Here is a 26,180-nt window from a genome sequence, read left to right on the forward strand (position 1 = left end):
GGTTTTATGAATACGGCTTGGGCTCAAAAGGCGAGCCCTCTTGAGGTGAGCTTCAAGACTCTGCCAAGTGATCTTCTTCAAGGGCCTAGCGTCTCTAAAATAGACGACCTTAAAGGAAAGGTGGTCCTCGTGGACTTCTGGGCTGCGTGGTGTGAGCCCTGTAAAGAAGCTCTTCCGCATTACAATCGCCTCTATAAGAAGTACAAAGACAAGGGTCTTGTTGTTATCGGAATTAACGAAGACGATGATCTTAAAGAGCGTGATGCATTTTTAAAAACGCATTCTTTAGAGTTCGCCATTTACTTTGATAAGTCGAAACAGATGGTCAAAGATTTTAAGGTTGTGGCTCTGCCATCGCTTTTTGTCTTTGATAAAAATTTAAAACCTGTGGCTCTTTATCGCGGATTCAGCGATGACAAACCACAGGCTTTAGAAAAAAAGATTCAAGAACTTCTTAAATAATTACTTCTGACTCAAGCGCGTTTCTGCTGGAGCCAACCAGATATCAATGATGTCTCCGGTTTTAGTTTTACCGTTTTCTTTATACCAGAACTTCGCTCTTTCACGAGCTTCGGCATAGCGGCCGATGGGTTCAAGCACGCCTTTTTTATAATCCAAAGAAATCTTAGTGATTTTTTTGGACAGCTTCATCATTTCTGATTTCTGTGAAATACCATCTCCATTGAGATCTCTCCACAAAACAAGCTTGTGGAAGTCTTTATCTTTTTTGTCTACAACGCCATCGTTGTTAGAGTCGAACTGTTTCAGAACTTCAAATCCGTTTTCAACAGATGCATTATCACCAAAGAGTTCGTTCTTTTCTTCGATCATACCTGTTTTGTTGCGATCTACCGCCACAAACCAGCCAGGAGAATTTGCTTCAGGCCACATTGTTTTCCCAGTTGGATTTAAAGGGAAACTGCTGGAGTTATCAAAGCGAGGACGAGCGTCGTCGAAGAACACCATGAGAGGTGACCAGTAACCTCCGCAGAAACCTGTTTGTCCTGGGAAGGAGACGTTGATTTCTACGTTGGATCTATCAGATGATACCGCAACTCCACCGAAGGAAGCAGAGATCGGACCATCTTTTCCCATGTATTCGCCACAGGCGTGCGTCGGTGTATACGAAGAATAACCATAAGCGCCATATACGGCGGTATTTTTAGAGCAGTCCACCGTTTGACTGAAGCTATAGCTCTTTAGATAAACTTCACCGACATTGGCCATCGTGATATTTCCACTGGCATCAATGGAAACACCCGATGGGATCGGAGTTTTTAATAACACAGTATTACCATAAATACCCGCGGAGCCTCCTCCTGGGATTCGGTAGGTCTCTGAACTCATAGGTTTAACATCTGAAGTTTTCATGCCTTCAGCCGTCACAAGACCCGATGGATATCTCACCATAATTGGGTACTCAACGCCGGCGATAACGACATTGAGATTCGCCTCGATGATCGCACTTGGCGACAGAGGATTTCCGACGCCACGAAGATTTGTTCCAAAGCACGAATTGACGATTTTAATATTCACGGCTGACTTTCCTGAGCGCGACACCATTCCGGCTGCCGGTGCAGAAGCCACGGAATCCCCCGAGGTGTTCGCATTCACCGCCATTGGCAGATCTTTTTCTACAGCTCCTGCCAGAGTGCAGACAGTCATACTCATCAACAACGTGATAAAACTTGCATGACGTTTCATATTTCCCCCAAATCACCCATTAAAGACTCGCGGTTTTCACCTTGTCTTCTTCATCCATTTTTTTAACTTTAAAATAAATCATTCTCTTAATAACAGAATCACGACGAAGCCTGAACTCTTTCACTTTGTCTGCTAACAAGAACGGTTCAGACCATTTTCCATTTTCATAAGTCGACTTATAAAGATAAGCAGGCTTAGACGTGTACTTCTTGTCTTCGTACTTCACCAAATAATATTTGATAAAACGAACAGCACGCAAACGGATCAAAGGAATACCTCCGCCCATTGCAGGAACTGTTCTTAAAAACGCATCTGCTGTCGATACTTCAAGCCCTGTTTCTGGATGCTTGATGTTGAGATAAGGTTTCATATTGTAGTCGAGATTGATATTTTGCCCCGCAACAGCCCCAACAAAAATAGAACTGCGAGGAGCAATATTAAGATCCACGGCTCCCGTAGCACTATCCATAGGACGAATGCGTGCTGGCGTATCCAACATCAGAACCTTGCCGTCGACCCAAAACTCTTTTCTTTGGTTCTTAACCCAATTATTTTGATTCAGTGTTTGGAATTCCAACGACGCCGATGTATTGAAGTCAGCAGGCGTCGGACCAATATTATAAGCCACCGTTGGGTCGTAGTTCATCAACGGCCCCGCTTTGATATCCTGAACCATGATAAAGAACTCAGTACGGGGACCTTCACTCGTTAGAATAATCTCTCGCTCTGGCTTGTTTTTAAGACTGTTCACAGGAACATCAGGATAATAATCAAAAAACGGAAACCCTTTGTCATCTTTGATGTTGATATTATTGTAAGAAGGGTCCGAATTGTTCAGATCACTAAATACAACCCGCTCAGCCAAGCTTGTATCAATCGAATCTTCCATTTTGTCGCGGAGTTTGATTTGATCTTGAGATACAAAGAGCTGAGTCGAAACAATAATTGTCGTGACCGCGGCCATAAGCCCGATCCCTACAACAACTTCGACGGCAGTAAAACCTTTGTTATTCTTTAACATCATTTTGCACTCACCACGAAAATATAGTCTTTATAAGCTTCACCCTTTTCGATCCATAATTTATGAGTCATACGCAGTGTCACCTTGTAAAGCCCACGATAGGACTCATAAGGTTGAATCGTATATCCATACGTCCCCGCACAATCAGGACACTCATCACGAGGAGCGATTTTTCCATTATCCCAGGCCATTGGCAGACTGTCTGGTTTTAAAAGCTCTCCGGCTGCGACGTCATACTTAAAGTTCACCTGATAGTTTTCAACACCCGACTTGATATTCTCTGCAATGTCGGCAATCTGTTTTTCAGAGGAAGACATCACGGCCGTTCCACGCGAAGTATTTCTTAAAGAAACCATACCGCCGATAAAAGCTGAGCCGACAATAGCAATCAATCCAAGACCAACAAGAGATTCAATGATTGTTTGACCCCGATTATTTAAAATCATATTCCACCCTCTCTTGATTGCTCTACAACGAAGAAGCGCACCATGCGACGCTTACACGTTGTATTGGAGGAGTTTCCGCCATTCGACACTAAGCCGCAATCAGGATCTACTGATGTCCATTGGAATGGATCGGCTTTCGCTCTTAAACTGATAGAGTTACATCCCATGCGATCGGCAACTTGGATAGCTGAAGGAATCGGATGCCAAATTGGATCAGCCCCTTTGGCATCACACGCGCGGCCCGAGAAAGAACGCAGAATTCCGGCGTTGCGAAGCTCGACCGTTGATTGCGGATGATAAATAGAACTCCAGGAGATACCCGCTTTGATTGCTTGACTGTTAATACGCATCTTTCCAACGATGAAGGTACCAATGATGCGCAAAGGTTTGGTTCTAGCTTCAATTTCTAAACTATCGCAACCAAAGAAGCCCGTCACAAACTCCGCTGACTCCTTGATCGTACATTTACCGACGATAGAACGAACTTGGAATGTTGCATTTGATCGTAGAGCATTGATGTTACTAAAAATGAGTTCGTTAAGCGCAGGGTCTTGACCTGCCTTGGTACTGCCCGTACCGGCGAAGTTCCAAGAAATGCGTGTGCTCGCACTGAAATCCGTACTCCAACCAGCGCCACCGAAAGACTGAGATGTCGAAGCGTTTCGGGCTGCCTCACACTGCTCAGCTAAAACTGTATAGTCTGAATCATCAACAGGGTTAGCAGAAGTTGAGTTCGGTGCATTCATCGCGGACTCAGGGGCATCCAGATAAGTTTTCGAAGCATTGAAACCAAAGTTCAAATACCCTAGAAGGTTATCACCATCTTTATCGTTTGAATTGGTATAAATGGGTTCACTTCTATAGAAGGTAGCATCATAAGCCTGAATTTTAACGACAGGAGCCACCAGATTTCCATTGGCATCTAAAAAGCTTTTCGCGTTAGCGACTTCAAAATCTAAATCGAGCTTATCATATGCATAGTCGTATCTGTTTTTAACTCTAGAAGTATCCACCTCAATCACAGGAGGATTCGCTTTCAACGTCAAGAATCCATTGTAGTCGGCCTTCTTCATGTCTACTTCTTTCGAGGCCAAATTAACCACAGAATCTTGCGCCGGAATTTTATTATTATTCAGATCTTTAATTGTGGCATTTAGAGATGCAATTTGTTTCTCCAAATTGCTAATCACAACGGGATCTTGATAGTCGACAGGATCTTGAGTTGTATTCTCAGGAGTCTGAGCCGTAGTACCGCTTTCCGTCGTAGCACCACTTTCTGTCGTAGTACTGCTTTTTTCAGTGGTCGTTTGTTGAGTCGTCGTTCCCTCAGTGGGAGTTGACTGTGGGGTCGCTGTTCCAGAATCAGTAGATGCCGGCTCTTTTGTGCTAGCAACCTTTCTCTCTGGTTTTGCTTCTTCCTCTGCCAGTTTAGTTTCAGCTGTTTTTAAATCAGCTCGCGCTTTGCTAAGCTGCGCATTCAAAGAATTTTGCTCTGTCAATGCGGTATTGTACTTCGATTCAGCATTCTGCTTCGCAGCTAGCAAACCATTCTCATAGGTTGGTGAACCAACAGGAGCCGTGACTTTTGCGTAACCATTACGAGGAAGTTGGAACTCCACATAGCGACCACCGACGTTAATACGAAGCTGAACTACAGCTCCACCCATGTAGATGTCGCCTTGGTCGATTTCAACTTTACCGTCAGCCCACGCCGACTTATTAATACGAAGGGAATTCCACTGACGAGAAAATTCATTACCTCTTGAAAGAGTGATTCGATAATCAAAAGTCGTATTTGTTTCGCTCGTTTTTCTTGCTCCTAGTTTCGACTCTTTCATTTCATCAATCTTAGCTCTCGAAAGAGCGAAGTCGATACACTTCTTCATCAGTTCCATGCTCGAAGCTAAGGCACCCGAGTTAACAGAACCAGGACCTTTTTTGAAGACCTCAAGGCCCTTATCAAGACCACCGTCATTCTCGATACCTTTTAGGAAACCACCAAAAGTTCTGGCATCTGCCCAATAACGATCGGCAAGACCACCTAAAGAACGTGGAGCATACTTTTCATCTGAATTTCTCTTAACCCAACCGTTGCCAAGATAAACACGGTCCGCAAAAGTGACGGCACTATAGAATGTTGTGCCCGCCACATCTTTTTCAGAGCCGTTATCTACGGGAAGATAAATGTCCTTATTCACAAAAACGGGACTATTAAAGACAAGACCAGGACTTGTTCCCACATCATTGCGGGAAGCAAATTTATGAAGAGAAACATTTCCGTCGGTCATACTCGCATCCCAAGGAAGATCTAAATGCAGATCCCCAGGAACCAATAAAGCAAATGAACCCACCTCACGAGGATAGATAACAACTTGAGAAGTCAGCTCCATCTTCGTGCGACCAAAAGCCAAAGGTTCTGACTCTTTGTATTCTTTAAGAGCCACTTTAATTTTCAAATAAACCTCATTCCCTGCTTTGGGAAGATAGGCACTATTGTCACGGAAAATATCCACCGAGATCCAGCCGACTTTGACAGGCTTTCCATCAGCACCTTTAACTGTTTTAAGAGAACTCAATACAGGGAAAAGCGGATGCTCCGTTGTCGCCACCGACACGTCGATCAATCTATGAATTTCAGTCAAACGGATTTCATTGGCATTAACGGGTCCTACCGACTGATTCGTTGCCAGTAAGCTTTGGATGAATTTTTCCTGATCAACAGACATGAGCAAACGCTCAATATTCCCCGAGTGTTGCAGATTACATTTCTCTGGAGAATCATTCAAAAGCGCATAGTCCGTCGTGAAGCAATACTTCTGACGAACACCGAAGATCACATAGTCCATGGCGCTGTTAAGTGCGAATCTCAGATTGACCAGATTGACCGTCGTCCCGACTTGCTCCTTCTGTCCAATCACGTAGTTCGTGAGAAAATAAAAGGAAGTACTCATCACGGCGGTGGCAGCCAAGATTTGCAACAAAACATTACCTGCTGAGTTACGTACCGACTTAAGCATAAATGTTTCCTTACTTTTTGCTGTAATTCTTATCGGTTAAAGTCTTGAAAAACTTGGGCTTAAGCGAACATATAAATAAAATGAAATGGAGTTGCGTATCACCTTGAGATGTTTTCCCAAAGTGGTACACGGAAAATCTTAGAATGAGATGGTTTTACTAATCGTGATGGGGATCAACGCAAGAATCACCGGACACTTCGGTTTCGATCGTTGCTTCAATAATTCCGAATTCTTTTACCAATTTTTTTATCTGAACCTTCACAGTTTCCATATCTGAGATGCTCGCCGAGGGAGCCAAAACTACATGGGCCGTGTAAATATGATTTTCTCCATCCAAAGACCACAGGTGTCCGTGATGCACGTCTTCGACTTTTGTGACCTTGCGAATCGCCGCTTCAACTTCTGCAACTTGAATCTGTGTCGGCGAAGCCATCAAGAAAACTTTTAAAGCTTCACGCAGATTTTTGAAGACGTTGTACATAATCCACAACGACAAGGCGATAGCCATTCCAGCATCAAGTTGCGGAATATCGAAAAACTTCATCGTGACAGCCCCTACTAAAACCAGAGCCCATCCGATAACGTCTTCAAGCATATGCCACATCAGCATTTTCTCGTTTAACGACTCGCCTTTAGAAACACGGAAAGCCGCAAAGCCATTCACGGCAACACCAAGAATCGCCAAAATAATCATGCCGTCAGCATGAGGCTGTTGCGGATTTAACAAACGCGGAATCGCCTCCATCAAAATAAAGATGGAGCCGACAACAAGAATGACTCCCGTAATAAGTGCACCCAAGGTTGAAAAACGACGGTATCCGTAGGAAAAATCGCCATCACTCTTTTTATGGGAAAACTTCTCAAGAAAAATCGCCAAGCCAACAGCTAGCGCGTCACCAAAATCATGAAGCGCATCACTTAAGATCGCCACACTGTTCGTCCAAATTCCTCCAGCAAGCTCGATACAGGCAAAACCGAAGTTCAAAGCCAAAGCCCACTTCATCCTTCCTAAAACCGCTCCATGAGAATGATGATGGTGGTGGCCGTGCGCATGAGAATGATGGTGATGATGGCTCTTTGATTCAGACATAACCCATTTAAATATTCTCCGGGGTTGGAAGTCAACGAAAGGCACCCATCGTTGACCCATTTTGAAGCCCATGATACTCCTCTGAAGGATATGACAAAGCCTCAATACAAGAAACTTGCATTTAGCCTCCTCATTTACACTCTTCTCGTTATTTTATGGGGAGCTTGGGTGAGAATTTCTCACTCGGGCGATGGCTGTGGCGACACCTGGCCACTCTGTCACGGACAACTTATTCCCGAAGCTCAACGCGGAAAAACCTGGGTGGAATACGGACACCGACTGATGTCAGGCCTCTATGGTTTTGTCGTGATTTATTTCTGGTGGATGTCTCGCAAAATTTATCCAAAAGGACACTTTGTGAGAAAAGCCGCATTAGCGACCTTAATTTTTATGATCACCGAGGCTCTTTTAGGAGCAAAACTGGTTCTGTTTAAGCTCGTGACCACCAACGACACTCCTTACCGCGCTTTTGTGATGGCCCTTCATCAAATCAACTCCTTTATGCTGACGGGTGCTGCGGCCTTGGCCTTTGCAGGAGCGACTCTTTCCAAAGAACTTCCAACGCCGACAAAAGAAGATCGTCGATATAAATTTCTTCCGTGGATTATTGTCGTCATTGGTATCACAGGTGCCTGGGCTTCGCTTTCCAACTCCCTTTTCCCGACTGAAAATCTTTGGGAAGGATTGGCGGCGGATTTTTCAAGTGAATCCCACTTTCTGGTTCGCTTGCGTGGCCTACATCCCCTGCTTGCCTTGATTGGCGGAGGAAGCCTTGCGGTTTTCTTCTGGATCAAAGCGCAAACATCCGAATCCATTTTGATTGAACGCCGCTCGTATCAAATGAGTCTTGCTTTAATGGCGGCAATTGGGTTTGGTATTATGACGCTTCTTCTGCACGCGCCGGTGTGGATGAAAATCGTGCATCTAGCACTCGCTCACACTATTTGGGTGATATTACTGCAATGGGTTTTCTTTGTGCGCAGTGAACGAGTTGAACTTAAGTAGTCAACTCGTTGGATTCCATCAAGCGATGAAGAAAATGAACTTTGTCGTTGATATCGTCGTACTCTAAAACCATCTGCTGCAAGTCATAGTCGCGCACCAAGTAAGATGCGAAACTTCCTACGATCTCTTCGGGATGGATCAGATTTCTCATAAAAATATCTCGTTGTGCGGGATCTGGAATGTGCGTGTGAATCCAGCGCGTAAGAATCTTGTGCAAAGAGTTCAGCTCCGGCCGAAGTTCAGGTTCTAAAACAGTTTTTTCCGGAATGATCTGTCCCTCACAAATGATGTAGGGAGTCCCTCTGTCAAGGACCTTGCCCAGACGTAACTTGCCTTGCCCTTGAAGAAAGATCAAAAGAGTTCCATTCAATCTTTCCTCGACGATTTGTGCATACCCATAACCGGCGACCTCACGAACAAAGGGGACTTTTTCACCGGGACGGACGGAAGAAACCTTTGCAGGGTCTTCGATGAAACCCACCGCGACTGGAGTCTGGGTTTCAACGGCCTCTTTGATCATGGAAAGATAGCGGGGCTCAAAAATATTCAGAGGCTTTGTCGTTCGTGGAAACAAAGTCACGTTAACTAGTGGAAAAAGAAAGACTTCCATGCGAACAAGACTCCTCAACTTGAATCTTTATTATAAAGACTGTAGCCTTTAAATGCTATGGAAAAGGTAGACCTTAAAATGAGAAACGTGGTCTTTTTTGATGGTGTCTGTCACCTTTGCAATGGTTTTGTCGATGCTGTAATCAGTCGAGACAAAACTCACCACTTGCTTTTTGCTCCCCTTCAAGGATCAACAGCCGAACAAATTCTGCCCCCTGAAGATCGCATTAAATTGGATACCGTGATTTACTTTGAGGCAGGCAGGATCTATCACAGATCGGCGGCAATTCTAAAAATTCTCACGAAACTAGGTGGTGCGTACAAGCTGCTTTCCATTGGCTGGCTTATACCCGGACCTTTGCGCGATATGATCTATAATTTTATCGCAAAAAACAGATATGCCTGGTTTGGCCAACGTGAGTTTTGTCGTCTTCCCACAAAGGAAGAACGCTCTTATTTACTAGACTGAAGAATCTTTTCGACAAAAGGGCGATCTGCCTCCGAGAGCTCATCAACCACGATCTCCTCGGGCAAACACCATTTGAAAGCATCGTGCTCGACAAGTTGGATACTTCCTTGGAGGCTTTCTGCCCAATAAACTCTCAAACGAATCAACTTCGTCGGATAGGCAAAATCGGCTTCACCCAATAAGTCTCCCACGCGGATAGAGAGAGCCAGCTCTTCATCAATCTCCCGAACTAAGGCCTGCTCAGGTGACTCTCCTCGTTCCACCTTTCCTCCCGGGAACTCCCAAAATCCTGCGCCGCTTTGACCCGGTCCCCGTCGAACCACGAGGATTCTTTTCTCGGCATCGGCATACCTGCGAATGAGGGCTGCAACAACTAGCACTGGTTCGGGCTTTTGGGTCATAAATTTTTCTCGCTCTCTTGGACCTAAGTATATAGCTGTCTTTTGTCTTTTTAGAAGAGATGTTTTACTCTATTCATCAGTATGTTCTCATATCAGCAGACCCTTTCTCATTATAGCAAATCAAACGTGGCAATTTGGCTTTCAATGGCGTTCCAAGCGGGTGCGATCAACACCGGCGGCTATCTTTCTTGTCACCGCTTTGTCTCTCACGTCACCGGCTTTGGAACTTTAGTAGGTACCGAGGCCGCAACTGGAAAACTCGTCCCCTCACTTGGAATGCTCGCCGTCCCGGGCTTTTTCATCGGAGGCTCCATGCTCTCAGCCTTCTTTGTGGATCGTCGCATTCAAACAAATCGCCGCCCTCTGTATCCGATCGTGATGTTCTTGATTCTTTCACTCACTCTCGCCGTCTCTATCTTCGGCACGCTGGGATATTTTGGCAAATTTGGAGCGCCGATTGTTACCAAAGACTATCTTCTTCTTGCCGCTTTATGTTTGGCTTGCGGTATTCAAAACGGCACCATCACTTCGGCTTTTGGTGCTATCATCCGCACCACTCATCTCACGGGCATTACCACCGATCTAGGTATCGGCGTCGTTCGTATTCTGACTCAGTCTCACAAGATTCAGCCACGCATGAACGAAATTCGCGCCAACTGGATGAGGGCGGGTCTTATCGTCTTTTTCACCCTAGGGTCTTTTGTTTCAGCGTACGTTTACATTCACGCAGAGTATTGGGGCTTCCTAATTCCTTGCGGTATTGCTACAATTCTATTCTTTTGGAGTTTAATTCATTTTAAACAGAATAACGGATAAAGCAGCATGATCGACACCCACAATTCCTACTTCATCATCTTAGTCAGCGGTGTTGCGCTGTTTTTGTACGGAATGGGGCTGGCCTCCTCATCACTTGAAAAATTGATGGCAGGAAAAATCACGACACTTTTAAATCGCCTCTCACAAAGTAAATTTCTTGCGATTCTTACTGGCGTTGTTCTTACAACCTTGATGCAAAGTTCAGGAGCTGTCACATCCATGCTTGTGGGCCTGGGCTCTGCCCGCGTGATCAATCTTCGCCAAGTGATGGGCGTGATCATCGGAACTGCCATTGGTACGACACTCACGGTTCAATTCATCTCTTTGGATTTGGGATCTTACGCCCTTCCGGTCTTTGCCATTGCTTTTGCCTTTTATTTTAAAGCCAAGAAGACGGTCTTTAAAAACCTCTCTTTGGTTTTCATGGGATTCGGCCTTCTTTTCTTAGGATTGAATTTGATTTCAGTTTCATCCCATCACTTTGCTGAAAATCCAATGCTGACGGATCTTTTCCGCAGCGTTCGTGAAAATCCAGGTTACTCACTTCTGATCTCTATTGTTTTCTGCGCTTTCGTGCAAAGCAGTGCTGTGACAATCGGTCTTGCCATGAGCTTAGCAACCGTAAAAGCGATCACATTCTACGATGCGATGTTGTGGGTTTACGGCGCTAATATTGGAACCACTTCCGTGGCGTTAATTGCAGCAGCTGGTGGCAATTACGTCGGACGCCAAGTGGCTTGGGCCCATTTCTTTTACAAAACAATCAGCGTTGTGGTCTTCTATCCATTCACTCAGATCTTCATTGATTTCCTTCTGACGTTCGACACGACTCTTTCTCGTTCGATCGCCAATGCCCATTTAATCTTTAACGTTCTTTCAGCTGTGATGTTCTACCCATTCATCAACAAAGGTGCTGAACTTATCGAGAGAATGTTCCCGAAAGCCGCCTCTGAAGAGTTCGGGACAGAGTTCGTGAATCTCAACAACTACCAAAGTTCCGCCTTGGCCATTTCCTATGCAAATCGCGAAATCATGAGAACGGCCGACATCGTTCTGGGCATGACTAAAGACTCCATTCGTCTTTTTGAAACCAACGATCCTAAAGACTTTGATTCTATCAAAGACCGCGATAACAAAGTCGATTTCTTGTATCGCGAAACAAAAATGTTTCTTTTGGATCACGCCAATAAATCAAATACAGTCGTTCATCAAAACGTCATGAATATGATTATGTTCTTAAGTGACGTGGAAAGAGCGGCGGATGCCATTGACATTAACATTCTTGCCCTTGCAATTAAGAAAAATGCCTTGAAACTTGAGTTCTCGGACGAAGGTTGGGCCGAGATTCGCCAGATGCATGAACAAGTCGTAAAAGTAGCAGCCATGGCGATTAATGCCTATCAAAACAGAGAACTTTGCGAAGAGGCGATCCAGCTCAAACGCGATCTTGCTAAAACCGAGATCACCTTGCGTGAGAATCATATCAGCCGTTTAAATCGTGGCATCCATACGTCTATCAACACCAGCTCTATTCACCTGGATCTTCTTAGTGAGTATCGTCGTATTGCGAGTCTATTGTGTAATCACGCCTACAATTCAAGGACAACATAATGCAGACATTAACACCCATTGGCCTTTTGTTTTTATCCAATATCTTTATGACCTTTGCGTGGTACGGACATTTAAAGTCTCTACGTGAGTCAGCTCTTTGGGTTGCGATTATGGTTAGCTGGGGAATTGCCTTCTTTGAATACGTTCTTCAGGTACCAGCCAACCGAATGGGCTATGGACAATTCACTTTGCCTCAGCTTAAGATTATCCAAGAAGTTATCACAATGGTGGTCTTTGCAGGCTTTTCAGTTCTCTATATGAAACAGTCTTTGAAGCTTGATTTTCTCTGGGCGGGCTTATGTCTTATAGGCGCCGTTTATTTTATTTTTAGGTCTCCTTAGAAAAAGATTCCCTTTTCTATCTCATTTCAAGATATACTAAATGCATGAAGTTCATTTATGTCTTGGAAGATGATGAACGCATTCACAAAGATCTATATGAAACCTTGAAAAGTATAGATCCGCAGCTCTCTATTCGCTTTTTTCTCAACCTTGAACAATTTCACGAATGGCTCAAAGTGGCCGTCCATGAAGGTGCAAAATCCTTAGCCCCGGGAGGGCACAAATATAAGGAGGACACCTCGGAAGAGATCGTCCCGGCAGACACCCACGAACTTCGACTGGTTGTCGCAAAATACGAATTTTTTGGCGTTAAGAACATGGGGCTCATCAAAAGAGCCCGTGATTTTTTTATGCGCAAGAAAATGTGCTCGGAAGAAGAACCAACAGCACTGATCCTCACCGCCTTTGACAGCCCCGACTTCGACATCGGACTTGCCGAAGAACGCATCATCAACAATGTAATCTTTAAGCCTTTTGATAAGTTAATTTTAAAACAGCACTTAGAATACGCACTCACGGGCCATCATCCCGTCAATACTGACACCGTCGCCTCCATGAAAATCCAGTCAACAATTGAAATGCTCAAAGAAGTTTCTTTAAACAGCATTTCTGAAATTGGCTTTACCACTTTGAATAATCATGAAATTAAGATTGGCGCATTGACGAAGTACTACAGTGAGTCCTTTAAAACAGACAATAAGAAGAGTGTCTTTGCCTACTGCCACTCTTGCAAGGAAGTATCACCCAAAGAGTTCCTCTGTGAGTTTCACTTCTTTGGCGCAGACAACAAACAGATTAGTCAGATCCGTCGCAATATTTTGCAAAACAAATCCCACGAGACCAAGAATTTACAAAATACTGAGGGTGGTAAAATAAGAGTCCTCGTCTTAAATGAAGACGTTGCGATGGGACTTGAGATTAAAAATTTTCTAGCAGAAAAAATATCGAACGTTGAAATTTACACTTACGCTCACTACGGCCAAATGCTTTCAGATTTTTCCGACAAGGATACGGTCAACCGCCAAGAGCTTCCTCCGCAATTTGATATGATCTTTGCGGGGTATGAAAGTTTTGAGGTTGAAAGAGAAAAACGCTGGGAGCAGATCTGCCAATATCTCAATGATCGCGCCAAAAAGCACAACGTGACACTTTCAAGGAATCCGGATCTTTACTTGGTTTCTCGTAAAAAAATCCAATTGGACGAAATGAGAAATCTTGCCAGCTGGAGCCGGGAAGTTTTCTTTGCTCCTTTGGATAAGGGTTATCTGCTTAAGAAAATTCTTTCTCAACACTTAGATCTTTTGAATATCGAAAACACGACTGTCGCCCATAATCCCGACACAAGTGTTCTCAAGGTCGCAAACCCGGTAGAGATCACGCAAATTTCTGAAGCGGGACTTGTTCTGAAATATTATCGCGCCATCAGCACAGGCGCCTTCCGCGAATTTGTTCTTTGGAGACCCGAAGAACTTGAAACACCTGAGATCACCGGCACCGTGAATTTTTCTGAGAAAGACAAAAATGGCGGAGAATTTTTCCTCAACCATTTTGTCTTCTTTGGAATGAAGGACTTATATCTTAAGCACATCCGCCTCTGGCTCCGCGAGGCTTATATCAAAGCAAAAGAGAAGGGCTAAAACACTTGCACTGAAAGTGGAACTGTTCTTAATGCATTCCTATCTATAAACTGAACCCACAAACGATAAGATCCAGCCTTTGGAAATGTCACGTGAAGCATTCCTTTGTTCGGAGCAGATCCTTCCATGGGGTGAACGTGAATCAAAGACTCTCCGTCTTCAGGAACAGCAACAACATGCGCAAAGGCTCCCAAATAAGGAGTGACCTCTGCAGGTTTTCCGTTACTTTGAGTTAAAACTAGATCCAACATTGCCATGCGGCCTTTGTTTAACTTTTGCATGCTCAATGCCGCCAGCGAATCTCCATCCGCTCCAGAGCGCACATCTTTCATATTCGGTGGTGTTGGCCACGCCGTTTCGCCGCCCGCGACTTTCAAATCACCCGGCAAGTTGAATTCCACAGCGTCCAATGTCTTTCCTTGAATCCAGACTTTATAATTTCCATTTTTAACAAACGAAAGATCTGCAATCCAACGAGAACCGCTAAACTCAGGATGGACATGCTGAAATTCATTTAAAGATTTGTCATAGACCAATAAATGAATTTTTCTCTCATGGGTTTCTACCAAGTCTTGATCTGAAAGAAACTGATTGCCTTGAGAATTAGAAATGCGGAATTCAAACCGAGCCGCACCCGCAGTAAGATCCTTCGGACTTAAAATCTCCCATTTTAAAGACGCCTGAGGTTTTTCATGTCCGCCGTGATCACCATGTGACCCACCAGCATGAGCACCCAGACCTAGAAACATCGCTCCTAGCACAATAAAACTCTTCATTTTACTCCCCCGCTCCAATTTGTTTTCTTTTTAATAATAATGAATTACTCACCACTGAAACCGAACTCATCGCCATTGCCGCTCCTGCAATAACTGGATTAAGCATACCCAACGCTGCAAGTGGAATCCCCAAAACATTGTAAATAAAGGCAAAGAACAAGTTTTGACGAATCTTCTTCAGTGTTAAATGAGAAAGCTCAATGGCTTGCGCCACGGACTGAAGATCATTCTTCATCAGTGTCACGTCGGCCGTTTCAATGGCAATATCAGTTCCTGAGGACATTGAAAAACTCACGTCCGCCATCGCCAACGCTGGAGCATCATTGATACCATCGCCAACCATAGCCACACGTTGTTTCTTTCTTTTGTAAGTCACAATAACATTGGCCTTGTCTGCTGGCTTCACACTGTGTTTGAACTCTGTGATCCCCGCTTGACGGGCGATTTCTTTTGCCGTGCCTTCGTTATCCCCTGTCAGCATGATAACTTTAACACCGCGTTTTTGAATTTCAGCAATAGCCGTTTTTGAACTTTCACGGATCTTATCCGCCACCGCAATATATCCAAGAATGCGTTCGTTATTGGCAATCACCATCACCGTTTGACCTTGGGACTCAAGTTTATGCAAAAGATCTTGATTCAAAGAGTACGAAGCCGCGACCCATGATGGACGACCTATTTTATAGGACACTCCACCGATCTCCCCTTCGACACCTTGACCTGTGACTGATTTAAAGTTTTTAACTGACACTAAACTTACAGATTCTTTTTTCGCCTCTTCAACAATGGCATGTGCCAAAGGATGAGACGAACCATGTTCTAGACTTGCCGCCCACTGCAAGATTTGTTTTTTATCTTGTCCGGCCATCACGACAGTTTCAGTCACAACAGGTTTTCCTTCAGTGATAGTTCCTGTTTTATCAAGAACTATGACATCAACCTTCTCTGCTAGTTCAAGAGCTTTGGCATCGCGGAACAAGATTCCCAACTGCGCGCCTTTCCCAATCCCGACAACAACGGCTGTGGGAGTCGCCAATCCCAAAGCACAAGGACAAGCAATAACCAAGACGGACACTGAAGCAATAAACGCCGTTGTTAAATCTCCAGTAAACATCCAAGTTCCCAAGAATGTTAGAGCACTAATCCCAACCACTATAGGAACAAAGATTCCCGAAATTTTATCAGCCAGTCTTTGAATAGGAGCTTTTGAACCTTGAGCCGTCGTCACGATTTTAATAATTTGCGCCAACTGGGTGCGATTTCCCACGCCCGTGGCTTTAATACGTAAAGTGCCCTCTTGGTTCAATGTCGCTGCATAGACTTTGTCGTCAATATTCTTTTCAACTGGCATACTTTCACCAGTCAGCATGGACTCATCCACTGTGGAAACACCTTTCACGACAAATCCATCAACAGGGATAGACTCCCCGTTTTTTACAATAACGATATCACCAGCCACCAAGTCCTGAATATTGACTTCCTGAATCTGTCCATCGCGTTCAACAAAAGCCTTCTTAGGCTGAAGCCTTAAAAGACTTTCCACCGCTTCGGAAGTTTTTCCTTTCGCACGACTTTCCATCAATTTACCCAGCAAGATGAGGGTGATAATCGCTGTGCTTGCCTCAAAGTAAACGTGGTGATGATGCCAATTCATAAGAGTCACGACGGCACTTAGCAAGAACGCCATACTCGTTCCTAAAGCAACAAGCACGTCCATATTGGCACTCTTAGATCGCAAAGCGTAAAAAGAACCGCGATAAAATCTCCACCCAATCCAAAATTGAACAGGAGTCGCCAAGATCAACTGCAACCAACGTGGCATCAATTCATGGTGATTTCCAAAGAACATCACAAACATCTCAACAAGAAACGGCGCTGTTAAGATCGCGGAGATAATAAAATAGCGCAGTTCTTTGCGATACTCAGCCGCAGCTTCTTCTTTCATTTTCTCTGAATCAACTTCAGAGTTGATTTCATAAGCCTGATACCCCACATCTTGAATTGCTTTCAACAAGGCCTCAATACTGATAGTTCCTTCGGTAAACTCCACATGGGCTTTTTCAGTCGCAAAGTTGACAGTGGCTTTAACATCTGGAATTGCATTTAAGGTCTTTTCAATTTTTCCCGCACAGTTCACACAAGACATTCCGATGAGCTGAAGTTCAGTGGATTGGGTTTGATTTTTATTTTGTACTACTGTTTCCATATACGACCTACTTACCTACGAGATACATGATCTCATCAATTTTATTGGAAATTTCTTTGCCATCTTTGGATTTAATCGCCGTCTTCACACAACCATGGATATGGGTCTTCATAATTTCAGCCTCCATGGCTTTCAGCGCTTTTTCTGCCGCACGGATTTGAAAAATAATGTCCGGACAATAGCGGCGCTCTTCAATCATTTTCTCAATTCCATCCAACTGACCACGAACGCGATTGAGGCGTTTCACATGGGCACTGTGATCGGGATGCTGGGCTGCCGTTTCTTTTTTCATAAAGGACCTCTTCTACGCCTATTGTATACCCCCCTAGGGTATCTGAATCCAGCACTTTATTTTTATTTATTTTGTCACAAACTTCTAGGCTCCCTCCTATTATGTGGCGTAGGATTTTAACCAAGGAGACACCTATGAAGTTTTTAACTGCCCTTTTACTGCTTCCAGCCCTATCCTGGGCCCATGGCGAAGATAAACCAGGTCCCGCAGGCGGCCATATTCGCATGCCTGGAGCCTTCCATACCGAATTGATGCTTGATAAAGAACAAGGCGCTCATATCTTTCTTATCGATATGAACTTTGAAAATCCTACTGTGAAGGATTCTAAGATTGAGATGGTCGCAAAATATAAGAAATCTGAAGTGAAATTCGCATGCTCCGTGATGGGAGCCAATCACTTTCACTGCGTACCAGAGAAAAAATATCCAAACAAAGGTGAGCTGATTATAAAAGCCGTTCGCGAAAAAGCTGTTGGCAACCTTGTCAGCTACAAACTCCCTCTTCCTGAATTTAAGAAGAAAGAGTTTGTAGACCCCCACGCAGGGCACTAAGGAACAGGGCGCACTTTCTGTGTCGCTGTAACAACGGAAACAAATTCTTTTCTAAAAAGAGTCATAAGATCCTCGGACACGCGACGGGGATCTAACTTTAAATCCGCAAGGCTTAAAGTTTTCACGGGCGTCCCTTTGTTTGTCACATTCATAGCAAAATGAACCATGACCGACACTGGGGATCTTGTCGCAATACTGATACTGAGTTTGCGATCATCCAGATAAATATCATCGCCATCACGAACAAGGCTGTTATCCCCTAATGCATCAGCTGCACCAGCCTGCAAATAATCACGAGCAATGGAAGCAAACATTCTTTGCAGCAAAACACCGGAAAAAAGATCCCGGTCGAATACTTCGATAATAAAATGAAGCATTTCATCACCTTGAATCACAGCTTTCGCCAAAAGATCTTCCCCATCCACCATGTGATCAAAAGAAATGGAGCAAGGTCCCTGCCAGGAAACAATAGAAGGCCCCAAGATACCGTGATCTAAATAAGCAAACAAAGAGCGAAGCTGAGTTCCATCATAGGCAAAATTTTTATCAATAAAATGAATCTGCATTTTTACTCCTTAAAGAGATGTTTCACATCAACACCTGCGGAAGCAAAAGCCCTTTTCGATCTTAGACAGGATTCACACTGCCCGCACCATTGATCACCTGAAAAGTAACACGGCCAGATCAATTCCCAAGGAATTTTCAAACCCTGCCCCAAGCGCACAATGTCCGGCTTTTTCATATGAATTGTATAACAACCCACAGTCACATGATTCGAAGTGGAGTACTTAAGACCCTTCGTCGCCGCATCCATGAACTCTTTTGAGTTGTCCGGAAAAGTGGCAGCCTCTTCGGCATTAAAACCAGGGATCACAGCATGAGCACCCAGTGCTTCCGCATAAGCTGCTGCAATATTCAAAAAGATTCCATTGCGATTCGGAACCCAAACGGATTTCGCAGTCTCTTCTGATTTTTCAAGGCTGTCGATTTCAACTTGTTTCCCTGTGGGAACCACCTGATCCTCCACCAACAAGGAAGACTTATTAAAATCTTTGAACCAAGGCAGATCGACGATCTTATGAGGAATTTTAAGATGGGCTGCGATCTTTGCCGAAGCTTCCATTTCTTTTTTCGCCGCTCTTTGACCGTAATTGAAAGTCAGAGCCAAAACAATTTCATGATGATGTTTAATCGCCTCATACGCATTCACCGTCGAGTCCAAACCCGCCGACAAAAGCACGACTACTTTTTTTGTTGATTTCATGTTGCAGCCTTTAGGTCACGAATAAGAATCTGAATCGTCTTCTGACCCGCAAAATAGTTCCACTGAAGTTCCCCAAGGACATTATAAAATCCGGGAACATTCTGTAAAGTTTCAAGCTGACGAGGCGTCGGTGTAAACAACAAAGCCTCAGAAGAGCTCTGCCCCTCGGCATCAGCAATCTTAAGACGAAGATGTCCACCCTTAAGTTCTCGTTTTGAAAGAACTTGGACATTGGAAAAATGAATCAAAGGAATCGAAAAGCCCGCGCCGAACGGTCCAACAAAGTCGTACCATTTCATAAGGCTCGCACCGACTTCCGAAAGCTTGGCCTCGACATCATAAAAGATCTCTAAAGGCTTTGGTTTTTCACGCAAGTCCGAAAAATGACCAGAAAGCTTTTCGACAAAATTAGAAACACGGGTTTCGGCAATTTCAAACCCCGCCGCGGCCGAATGACCACCGAAACGACTTAACAACTCTTGCGCAGAAGACATCGCCTCGACCAGACACGCTTCTTGACCTTGCGGAAGACGCGCACTTCCGACGATCATGCCGTCGTCACCTAACGAGCCCACAAAAGCCGGCTTGTTGTAAACTTGAGTCAACTTGGTCGCAATCAACCCTACAACACCACGATGAAAACTTTTTGAAGCCACGAAAACAAAGTCTTTATGAGGCCACTCTTTAAGTAATTCTTGAGCTTCGATCTCGGCATCATTTTGCAGTTGCACGCGCGTAGAGTTGTTTTTCATCACTTCACGCACCATGGATCGCGCCTTTGCGGCGTCTTCTAAAAGGAAAATATCAATAGGAAGAACACCTGACTCCATACGAGAAAGCGCATTCAACTTAGGTGCAAAACGAATCGCCACGTCCTGAGAAGTTAAAGGACGATCCACAAGATCCAACTCTTCAAGTAAAGCGCGAAGTCCGGCTCTTTTTGTTTCTGCTAGCTTCACTAGACCATGCTTTACCAAAACGCGGTTGTCTTCCACCAAGGGAACCATATCCGTCAAAGTCCCAATGACAAAATAATCCAAGACTTCTTTTAAATCCCAATTATTTTTAGGAAGTTGCGGATGATCTTGAAAGTATCTTTTTAAACCACGAAGAAGATAGAAAGCGACACCAGCTCCACACAAGAATCCCAATCCAGAGGGACAATCCCCTTGGTTTGGATTCACAACGACAAAAGCATCAGGAATAGTTTCAGCAGGTAAATGGTGATCCGTGAGGATGACATCCACACCCAACTCACGAGCTCTGTTGACAGCGGCGTGTGCCGTGATGCCCACATCAACCGTAATAATTAAAGACACACCTTGTTTGTGAAGTTCTTCAACGGCTGCTGCATGGAAACCGTAACCTTCCGAAAGACGCTTCGGCTGGTAATGCAAAACTTCAGGAAACCCCAAAGCCAACATTCCGGTCTTCAACAAAGCTAGACCTGAAGTCCCATCTAAGTCGAAGTCGGCATAGATACAGATTTTTTCGTTATTGAGATAGGCTTTACCTAGGCGCTCAAGTGCATGAGACATCCCCTTCAAACTAAGGGGATCTTTCATATCAGCGAGCTTCGGGAAAAGAAGTTTTTCAACTTCGGCAGATTCAGCAAACCCACGAGCCGCCAGAATTTTTCCGATCAGAGAAGGCCATTGTCCCTCGACTTTCGAGGGAACTTCGGCTTCTGTCAGTAATTCACGCGGCTTCCATAGTGGATTCATATATCCTTAAGCTTTTGCTTTTTTCAGATTCAACTTTTCCATCAAAAGTACCAGCGGAGCTGCTACGTAGATAGAAGAGTATGTACCGAAGAAGATACCGATGCAGATAGAGAACGCGATGTCCTCAACTGTACCATCAGCAAAGATGTACAAGCAAAGAGCTGAAATAAATGTTGTTCCAGAAGTGATGATCGTACGAACCAACATCTCGTTGATAGATCTATTGATCACGAATCCAAAACCTCTGTCACGGTAGTGACCTTCAGTTTCACGAATACGGTCAAATACGACAATCGTGTCATTCAGAGAGAAACCAATCAAAGTCATGATCGCAGCTAGGATTGATACGTTGACTTCTTTTCCAACCGCCACGAACACAGCCAATGTGATTACCGCATCATGGAACAAGCAAAGAACCGCTCCCGGAGCAAATTTGTAGTCAAAGCGAAGAGCAACGTAAATCAAGATCACAAGCAAACAATAGAATACTGCAAGAAGACCGTTACGTTTCAACTCAGCACCCACTTGAGGCCCCACTGTGTCGATACGGCGGATCTCTGGTCCTGAAGCTTCAAATGTTTTCGTGATAGTTTCACGAATCTGACCGATGTCTTTATTCAAGATTTCGTTCGTCTCTTTATCAGTAGCACCTTGCTTACCTTGGAAGCGAACGATGAACTCATTGCCTTCACCGAAAGACTGAACTCCGACCTCACCCAATTTTAAATCGTCGACGGTTTTACGGATGTCGTCGATCGTCACTGGTTTTTCGAACTTCACTTGAATCTCTGTACCACCCTTAAAGTCGATACCATAGTTGATACCGTGAACCGCAAGGTAGATCAAAGAAGCAATAACCAAAATCAAAGAGATTCCGCCAAAGAGCCAAGCTTTGCCTACGAAATCAAAACGTCCAAAAGATTCATTTTTTAAATTAGCCATTGATCACCTACTACACTGACAACTTTTTAACGTTAAATTTGTGAACAAGAGTATCCACGATCACTTTTGATACGAAAACGTTCGCAAACATAGAAGTCGCGATACCAATCAAAAGAGTCACCGCAAATCCACGCACTGGGCCCGTACCGAAGTACAAAAGAACCACAGCTGTTGCTGCCGTCGTGATATTCGCATCGATGATCGCAGACATCGCACGGTGGTAACCTTCTTTAATAGCTACTTTAATACCGTGTCCAAGTCGCAATTCCTCTTTAATACGTTCATTAATAAGAACGTTGGCATCGACCGCAAAACCCACTGTCAAAGCAATACCCGCAATACCCGGCAACGTCAGAGTTGCACCGAAGCTCGTTAGCAATGCAAAGATAGAAAGAATGTTAAGTCCTAGAGCCAAACTCGCCACCGCACCCATTGCTTTGTAATAAACAAGCATGAAGATCACGATGATCGCGGCACCAACAAAAGAACCCAATTTGGCTTTATCGATCGCATCAGCTCCCAAAGTAGGACCCACACGTCTTTCTTCCAACTGCTCCAAAGAAGCCGGCAAAGCACCCGCACGAAGAGCTGTAGAAATCATTTTTGCTTCTTCCATCATTTGGTTACGGTCACGACCGCCCCCCAATGTGATAACAGCCTGTCCACCCGCGATACGATCACGAATGCTTGGTGCTGATTTCACAACTTTATCAAGGACGATGGCCATTTGTTTGCCCACGTTGTTACCCGTAAGGTCCGCAAATTTGTTCGCGCCTGCAGAGTTGAAAGTCAAAGACACTTGAGGACCGCCGTATTGGTCGTAACCAACAAAAGCGTCATCCAAAGCGCCGCCGCCCAAATCTGTGTCCGTTTTCAATAGATAAGGAATTGCTCCCGCTTCCATTGTTGTCGCATTGGCAGATTTCTCGAAGTAAACAACAGACTTCTCTGGCAATTTACCTTTAAGGTCTTCGTTCAAACGAGCCACGTAATCAGAGTACTTCATTGTACCGATATTGTAGTTACCTGCTTTTTCAGCTTCAGCAACCATCGCTTGAAGTTCTTGTGCTGTTTTCTCGTGAGAAACAACCATGAAATCCAATTTCGCCGTTGTATTGATCAACTGTTTTGCTTTTTCAGCATCAGCCATACCTGGAAGTTGGATAAGGATGCGATTCGCACCTTGTTGAGAGATCGAAGGTTCTGCAACCCCGAATTCGTCAATACGGTTACGGATTGTTTCAATCGCCTGTTGAATCACGCGATTTTTATAATCGTTCAAGTAAGAGTCGAAATAACGAACGGTCACTGATGTGTCAGTCGTGCTCATCACTTGCAAGATTGTTGAAAATTTCTCTGAAAGAAATTTTTCAACGCCTGCCTTATTAGCGGCTTGAGCGACCGTGATAACGATTTCACCTTGCTCAGGTTTTTCTGATTTCACGTCAGCAAAAGCCACTTGGTCTTTTTGCATGTCCGCTTTCATCGAAACGATCAAACGGTTGGTGCTTTCTTTAACAACGCCATCAACGTCAACACCCATAACCAAGTGCAAACCACCTTGGATGTCCAAACCATAGTTCAATTTTTGCTTAGAAGGCCACCATGCCTTCTCACCAAAACTCACTACGTTCGGCAATACCCATACGATAGCTGCCGCTACACCTAAAACTGCGAGAATAGATCTCCAACGAAGTCCTTCCATTATTTCTTTTCCTCTGCTGTTGCTGCTTTCTGAGATGTTGCAATCTGACTGCGAAGCATTTTTACTTTCACGCCATCAGCAATTTCCAATGTAACAAATTGGTCTGTGATACCTTCCACACGACCTAAAATACCTGATGAAGTGATCACTTCGTCACCGCGTTTTACTTCGGCTAAAAACTTCTGATGTTCTTTTTGTCTTTTCGCTTGAGGACGAATGATGAGGAAATAAAAGATCACGAAGATGAAGATAAATGGCACAAACATTTCAAAAGCTGAGGGCTGCCCACCAGGAGCTGTTTGTGCATAGGCTGTCGATACAAGAAGTCCGTTAAACATGATTCCTCCAATTAATAACTGACAGTAAAATTCAGCATTATTCTTAGGAAGAATCAATATTTAAGTCTAGCGCTCTTTCTTTACGAAACGCGTTAAACAATCATCGCGGAACTCTTCCCAGCGACCTTCTTCGATGGCTTGACGAGCGCGTTCCATCAATTTCATATAGAAATAAATATTGTGAATCGTGTTCAGGCGAGAGCCTAAAATTTCACCACTCAAGAATAGGTGACGCAAGTACGCTTTTGAATAATTCGTGCACGTGTAGCAGTCACATTCCGGATCTAGAGGAGAGCTGTCCTCACGATACTCACTGCGCTTAATGCTGACCTTACCCTGCCACGTAAAAATAGTTCCATTGCGTGCCACTCGCGTAGGCATGACGCAGTCGAACATATCGATTCCTGAATCAATTGCAATGATCAGATCCGTCGGAGTCCCAACTCCCATCAAATAGCGCGGTTTATTCGCTGGCATTTTTGGTGCGACATGAGGAAGCAATTCATGCATCAAGTGAATCGGCTCACCGACGCTAAATCCACCCAAAGCATATCCCGGAAGATCCACAGAACAAATTTGTTCCATACTTTTTAGGCGATGCTCAAGACTTAAACCACCTTGAACGATTCCGAAAAGCAAACTCTCTTTACGAGTCATCGCTGCTTTGGAACGCAAAAGCCAACGGTACGTCAACGCCATGGACTTTTCGATTTCTTCTTCCGTTGCCGGGTATTGAAGACATTCGTCAAAAGCCATGATGATGTCAGAGCCTAAATCCATTTGGATTTCCATGCTCTTTTCTGGAGAGATAAAATGTTTTGCCCCGTCCAAGTGCGAACGGAACTCCACACCTTCTTCGGACATGTTACGAAGTTGCGACAACGAGAAAACTTGAAAGCCGCCGGAGTCCGTAAGAATCGGGCCATGCCAGTTCATAAATTTATGAAGGCCACCCATTTTGGCAATCGTTTTTTCGCCAGGACGCAAATGCAAGTGATACGTGTTACCCAAAACAACTTGAGTGCCGCACTCTTTTAATTCTTCCGGAGTCATGGCTTTTACAGTGGCTTTTGTTCCCACCGCCATAAATACCGGCGTTTGCACGGGGCCGTGAGCCGTCATCAAAGTTGCACGACGAGCATGGCCCGCAGTTTTATGAACTTTAAATTCGCCTAATGTCATGGTTGTTTTCCCGTCCAGCACGTCAGATCTCCGTATGAAAAGAGCCGGAACTTTCTCTCAATCGCCCATTGATAGCAAGCTTTTACTCTCTCTAGGGAAGAAAATCCTGCCACTAAAGCAAGCAACGTCGATTGCGGTTGGTGAAAGTTCGTTAAAAGCCTGTCGACCACTTTAAATTGATACCCAGGCTGAATTAAAAGCTTAGTAAAGCCGCGATAACCCTCGACCTCAGAGCCCTGCAAAAGTCCTTGCGCCGCACTCTCCAAAGAGCGCGTGGTTGTCGTACCCAAAGACCACACCTTGGCTCCTGCCAAGCGGGTTTTTTGGACTGCACTCCAAGTTTGCGCACTGATCTCGACGTACTCTTCATGCATGTCGTGATCGTTCAGATCTTCTGCCGTCACCGGAAGAAAAGTTCCGAGCCCCACATGCAAGGTCACTTCAAAAATTTTTACGCCACGCTCTTGCAGCTTCTGCATATCGTCTTTTGAAAAATGCAAACTTGCCGTCGGAGCTGCAAAACTTCCCGGCGATTTCGCCCAGGCTGTTTGATACCATGATTCATCCGCATCCACGGTGTGTCTTTGATCGCGGGCTTTTTGGATATAAGGTGGCAGAGGAAGTTCTGCCACTTTTTGAAAATAATCTTCCGAGACTTCTTGATTCAAACGCACTTTTTGCGGGCGGCCCTTTTCAAGTAAAGTCATCGTAATTCCCAAAGGAAGTTCCAGCGTCGATCCCACTTTGAATTTTTTAGAAGGAAACAGAACTTCCCAATCCAGACGATCTACTTGTTTCAGAAACAGTATTTCAATGTCACCGGCAAACACACGACGTTTTAAAACTCGCGTGTTGTTCACGACCAAAATATCTCCCGATGGAATGCGCATCATCAGTTCTTGCAAAGAGATTTCTTGAGGCTCTTCATTTTCGGAAACCCACATGACACGCGAAGGTCGCACAGGGGACGTCGCAATAAGTTCCTCAGGAAAAGAGAAGTCCAAATCGGTGATTTTCATAGGGCTCCTTCATA

At 44.5% G+C, this 26,180-nt stretch carries 26 protein-coding genes; 8 read left to right on the forward strand and 18 right to left on the reverse strand.

Annotation, left to right across the window (positions count from 1 at the left end; all coding sequences use genetic code 11):
* Window positions 1-6: 6 nt before the first annotated feature.
* Complete coding sequence (locus tag ACL934_RS10865; RefSeq protein ID WP_413612233.1) at window positions 7-462, forward strand: TlpA disulfide reductase family protein; 456 nt, start codon at window positions 7-9, stop codon at window positions 460-462.
* On the opposite strand, the gene ACL934_RS10870 is transcribed toward ACL934_RS10865, so the two are convergent.
* From ACL934_RS10870 to ACL934_RS10890, 5 genes are all read right to left on the reverse strand, one after another.
* Window positions 463-1,704, reverse strand: a complete 1,242-nt coding sequence (locus ACL934_RS10870) for an EF-hand domain-containing protein (protein WP_413612234.1) — start codon at window positions 1,702-1,704, stop codon at window positions 463-465.
* A 19-nt stretch (window positions 1,705-1,723) separates the two neighbouring features.
* Entirely contained in the window at window positions 1,724-2,728 is a 1,005-nt protein-coding gene (locus tag ACL934_RS10875; RefSeq protein WP_374073402.1) for a hypothetical protein, read from the reverse strand.
* Window positions 2,725-3,171: a type II secretion system protein gene (locus tag ACL934_RS10880; RefSeq protein WP_374073403.1), complete on the reverse strand. Its 447-nt coding sequence runs from the start codon at window positions 3,169-3,171 to the stop codon at window positions 2,725-2,727. Before ACL934_RS10880 ends, ACL934_RS10875 begins: the two co-directional genes overlap by 4 nt.
* Window positions 3,168-6,188 (reverse strand): hypothetical protein, encoded by a 3,021-nt coding sequence (locus ACL934_RS10885; protein ID WP_413612235.1) that lies wholly within the window; start codon window positions 6,186-6,188, stop codon window positions 3,168-3,170. The genes ACL934_RS10880 and ACL934_RS10885 overlap by 4 nt, the downstream gene beginning before the upstream one ends.
* Window positions 6,189-6,345: 157 nt before the next feature.
* Complete coding sequence (locus tag ACL934_RS10890) at window positions 6,346-7,278, reverse strand: cation diffusion facilitator family transporter (RefSeq protein ID WP_374073405.1); 933 nt, start codon at window positions 7,276-7,278, stop codon at window positions 6,346-6,348.
* A 90-nt stretch (window positions 7,279-7,368) separates the two neighbouring features.
* Between ACL934_RS10890 and ACL934_RS10895 the strand changes: the two genes are divergently transcribed.
* Entirely contained in the window at window positions 7,369-8,283 is a 915-nt protein-coding gene (locus ACL934_RS10895) for a COX15/CtaA family protein (RefSeq protein WP_413612236.1), read from the forward strand.
* Here the strand turns inward: ACL934_RS10895 and ACL934_RS10900 are convergent.
* On the reverse strand, window positions 8,276-8,893 hold the full coding sequence (locus ACL934_RS10900) for an LON peptidase substrate-binding domain-containing protein (RefSeq protein WP_374073407.1): 618 nt from the start codon (window positions 8,891-8,893) through the stop codon (window positions 8,276-8,278). The genes ACL934_RS10895 and ACL934_RS10900 overlap by 8 nt on opposite strands.
* Before the next feature lie 78 nt (window positions 8,894-8,971).
* On the opposite strand from ACL934_RS10900, the gene ACL934_RS10905 reads away from it, so the two are divergent.
* A complete protein-coding gene (locus ACL934_RS10905; protein WP_413612237.1) occupies window positions 8,972-9,361 on the forward strand; it encodes a thiol-disulfide oxidoreductase DCC family protein in 390 nt (129 codons plus the stop codon).
* On the opposite strand, the gene ACL934_RS10910 is transcribed toward ACL934_RS10905, so the two are convergent.
* A complete protein-coding gene (locus tag ACL934_RS10910) occupies window positions 9,346-9,762 on the reverse strand; it encodes a (deoxy)nucleoside triphosphate pyrophosphohydrolase (protein WP_413612238.1) in 417 nt (138 codons plus the stop codon). The genes ACL934_RS10905 and ACL934_RS10910 overlap by 16 nt on opposite strands.
* Window positions 9,763-9,888: 126 nt before the next feature.
* On the opposite strand from ACL934_RS10910, the gene ACL934_RS10915 reads away from it, so the two are divergent.
* From ACL934_RS10915 to ACL934_RS10930, 4 genes are read left to right on the forward strand one after another with little or no spacing between them, the layout of a single operon-like run.
* Complete coding sequence (locus tag ACL934_RS10915; protein WP_374073410.1) at window positions 9,889-10,578, forward strand: YoaK family protein; 690 nt, start codon at window positions 9,889-9,891, stop codon at window positions 10,576-10,578.
* A gap of 6 nt (window positions 10,579-10,584) precedes the next feature.
* Entirely contained in the window at window positions 10,585-12,189 is a 1,605-nt protein-coding gene (locus ACL934_RS10920) for a Na/Pi cotransporter family protein (protein ID WP_374073411.1), read from the forward strand.
* A complete protein-coding gene (locus tag ACL934_RS10925; RefSeq protein ID WP_374073412.1) occupies window positions 12,189-12,530 on the forward strand; it encodes a DMT family protein in 342 nt (113 codons plus the stop codon). Before ACL934_RS10920 ends, ACL934_RS10925 begins: the two co-directional genes overlap by 1 nt.
* Before the next feature lie 44 nt (window positions 12,531-12,574).
* Window positions 12,575-14,167, forward strand: a complete 1,593-nt coding sequence (locus ACL934_RS10930) for a hypothetical protein (RefSeq protein WP_413612239.1) — start codon at window positions 12,575-12,577, stop codon at window positions 14,165-14,167.
* Here ACL934_RS10930 and ACL934_RS10935 read toward each other — a convergent pair.
* The 3 genes from ACL934_RS10935 to ACL934_RS10945 are packed head-to-tail and all read right to left on the reverse strand — an operon-like array spanning window position 14,164 to window position 17,441.
* A complete protein-coding gene (locus ACL934_RS10935; protein WP_374073414.1) occupies window positions 14,164-14,943 on the reverse strand; it encodes a hypothetical protein in 780 nt (259 codons plus the stop codon). The genes ACL934_RS10930 and ACL934_RS10935 overlap by 4 nt on opposite strands.
* 1 nt (window position 14,944) lies before the next feature.
* The gene (locus ACL934_RS10940; protein ID WP_413612240.1) at window positions 14,945-17,149 is read right to left on the reverse strand and encodes a heavy metal translocating P-type ATPase; all 2,205 of its coding nucleotides are present in this window, start codon (window positions 17,147-17,149) and stop codon (window positions 14,945-14,947) included.
* 7 nt (window positions 17,150-17,156) lie between these two features.
* Window positions 17,157-17,441: a metal-sensitive transcriptional regulator gene (locus tag ACL934_RS10945; protein ID WP_374073416.1), complete on the reverse strand. Its 285-nt coding sequence runs from the start codon at window positions 17,439-17,441 to the stop codon at window positions 17,157-17,159.
* 134 nt (window positions 17,442-17,575) lie between these two features.
* On the opposite strand from ACL934_RS10945, the gene ACL934_RS10950 reads away from it, so the two are divergent.
* Window positions 17,576-17,992, forward strand: coding sequence for a hypothetical protein (locus ACL934_RS10950; RefSeq protein WP_374073417.1), 417 nt, complete (start codon window positions 17,576-17,578; stop codon window positions 17,990-17,992).
* Here the strand turns inward: ACL934_RS10950 and ACL934_RS10955 are convergent.
* From ACL934_RS10955 to queA, 8 genes are all read right to left on the reverse strand, one after another.
* On the reverse strand, window positions 17,989-18,558 hold the full coding sequence (locus ACL934_RS10955; RefSeq protein ID WP_374073418.1) for a DUF366 family protein: 570 nt from the start codon (window positions 18,556-18,558) through the stop codon (window positions 17,989-17,991). The two genes, ACL934_RS10950 and ACL934_RS10955, sit on opposite strands and share 4 nt — an antisense overlap.
* Before the next feature lie 2 nt (window positions 18,559-18,560).
* Window positions 18,561-19,256, reverse strand: a complete 696-nt coding sequence (gene queC / locus ACL934_RS10960) for a 7-cyano-7-deazaguanine synthase QueC (protein ID WP_413612241.1) — start codon at window positions 19,254-19,256, stop codon at window positions 18,561-18,563.
* Window positions 19,253-20,980 (reverse strand): single-stranded-DNA-specific exonuclease RecJ, encoded by a 1,728-nt coding sequence (gene recJ, locus ACL934_RS10965; protein ID WP_413612242.1) that lies wholly within the window; start codon window positions 20,978-20,980, stop codon window positions 19,253-19,255. Before recJ ends, queC begins: the two co-directional genes overlap by 4 nt.
* Window positions 20,981-20,986: 6 nt before the next feature.
* A complete protein-coding gene (gene secF, locus ACL934_RS10970; protein ID WP_413612243.1) occupies window positions 20,987-21,922 on the reverse strand; it encodes a protein translocase subunit SecF in 936 nt (311 codons plus the stop codon).
* 10 nt (window positions 21,923-21,932) lie between these two features.
* Window positions 21,933-23,627 (reverse strand): protein translocase subunit SecD, encoded by a 1,695-nt coding sequence (gene secD / locus ACL934_RS10975; RefSeq protein ID WP_374073422.1) that lies wholly within the window; start codon window positions 23,625-23,627, stop codon window positions 21,933-21,935.
* Complete coding sequence (yajC, locus tag ACL934_RS10980; RefSeq protein WP_374073423.1) at window positions 23,627-23,965, reverse strand: preprotein translocase subunit YajC; 339 nt, start codon at window positions 23,963-23,965, stop codon at window positions 23,627-23,629. The genes secD and yajC overlap by 1 nt, the downstream gene beginning before the upstream one ends.
* 66 nt (window positions 23,966-24,031) lie before the next feature.
* A complete protein-coding gene (tgt, locus tag ACL934_RS10985) occupies window positions 24,032-25,147 on the reverse strand; it encodes a tRNA guanosine(34) transglycosylase Tgt (RefSeq protein WP_374073424.1) in 1,116 nt (371 codons plus the stop codon).
* Window positions 25,144-26,166 carry a tRNA preQ1(34) S-adenosylmethionine ribosyltransferase-isomerase QueA gene (queA, locus tag ACL934_RS10990; protein ID WP_413612244.1) on the reverse strand — a complete coding sequence of 341 codons (1,023 nt, stop codon included), beginning with the start codon at window positions 26,164-26,166 and terminating at the stop codon, window positions 25,144-25,146. The genes tgt and queA overlap by 4 nt, the downstream gene beginning before the upstream one ends.
* Window positions 26,167-26,180: the final 14 nt, after the last annotated feature.

Origin of the sequence: Bdellovibrio sp. HCB-110 (genome assembly GCF_047323225.1) — a bacterium.
Classification (GTDB): Bacteria; Bdellovibrionota; Bdellovibrionia; order Bdellovibrionales; family Bdellovibrionaceae; genus Bdellovibrio.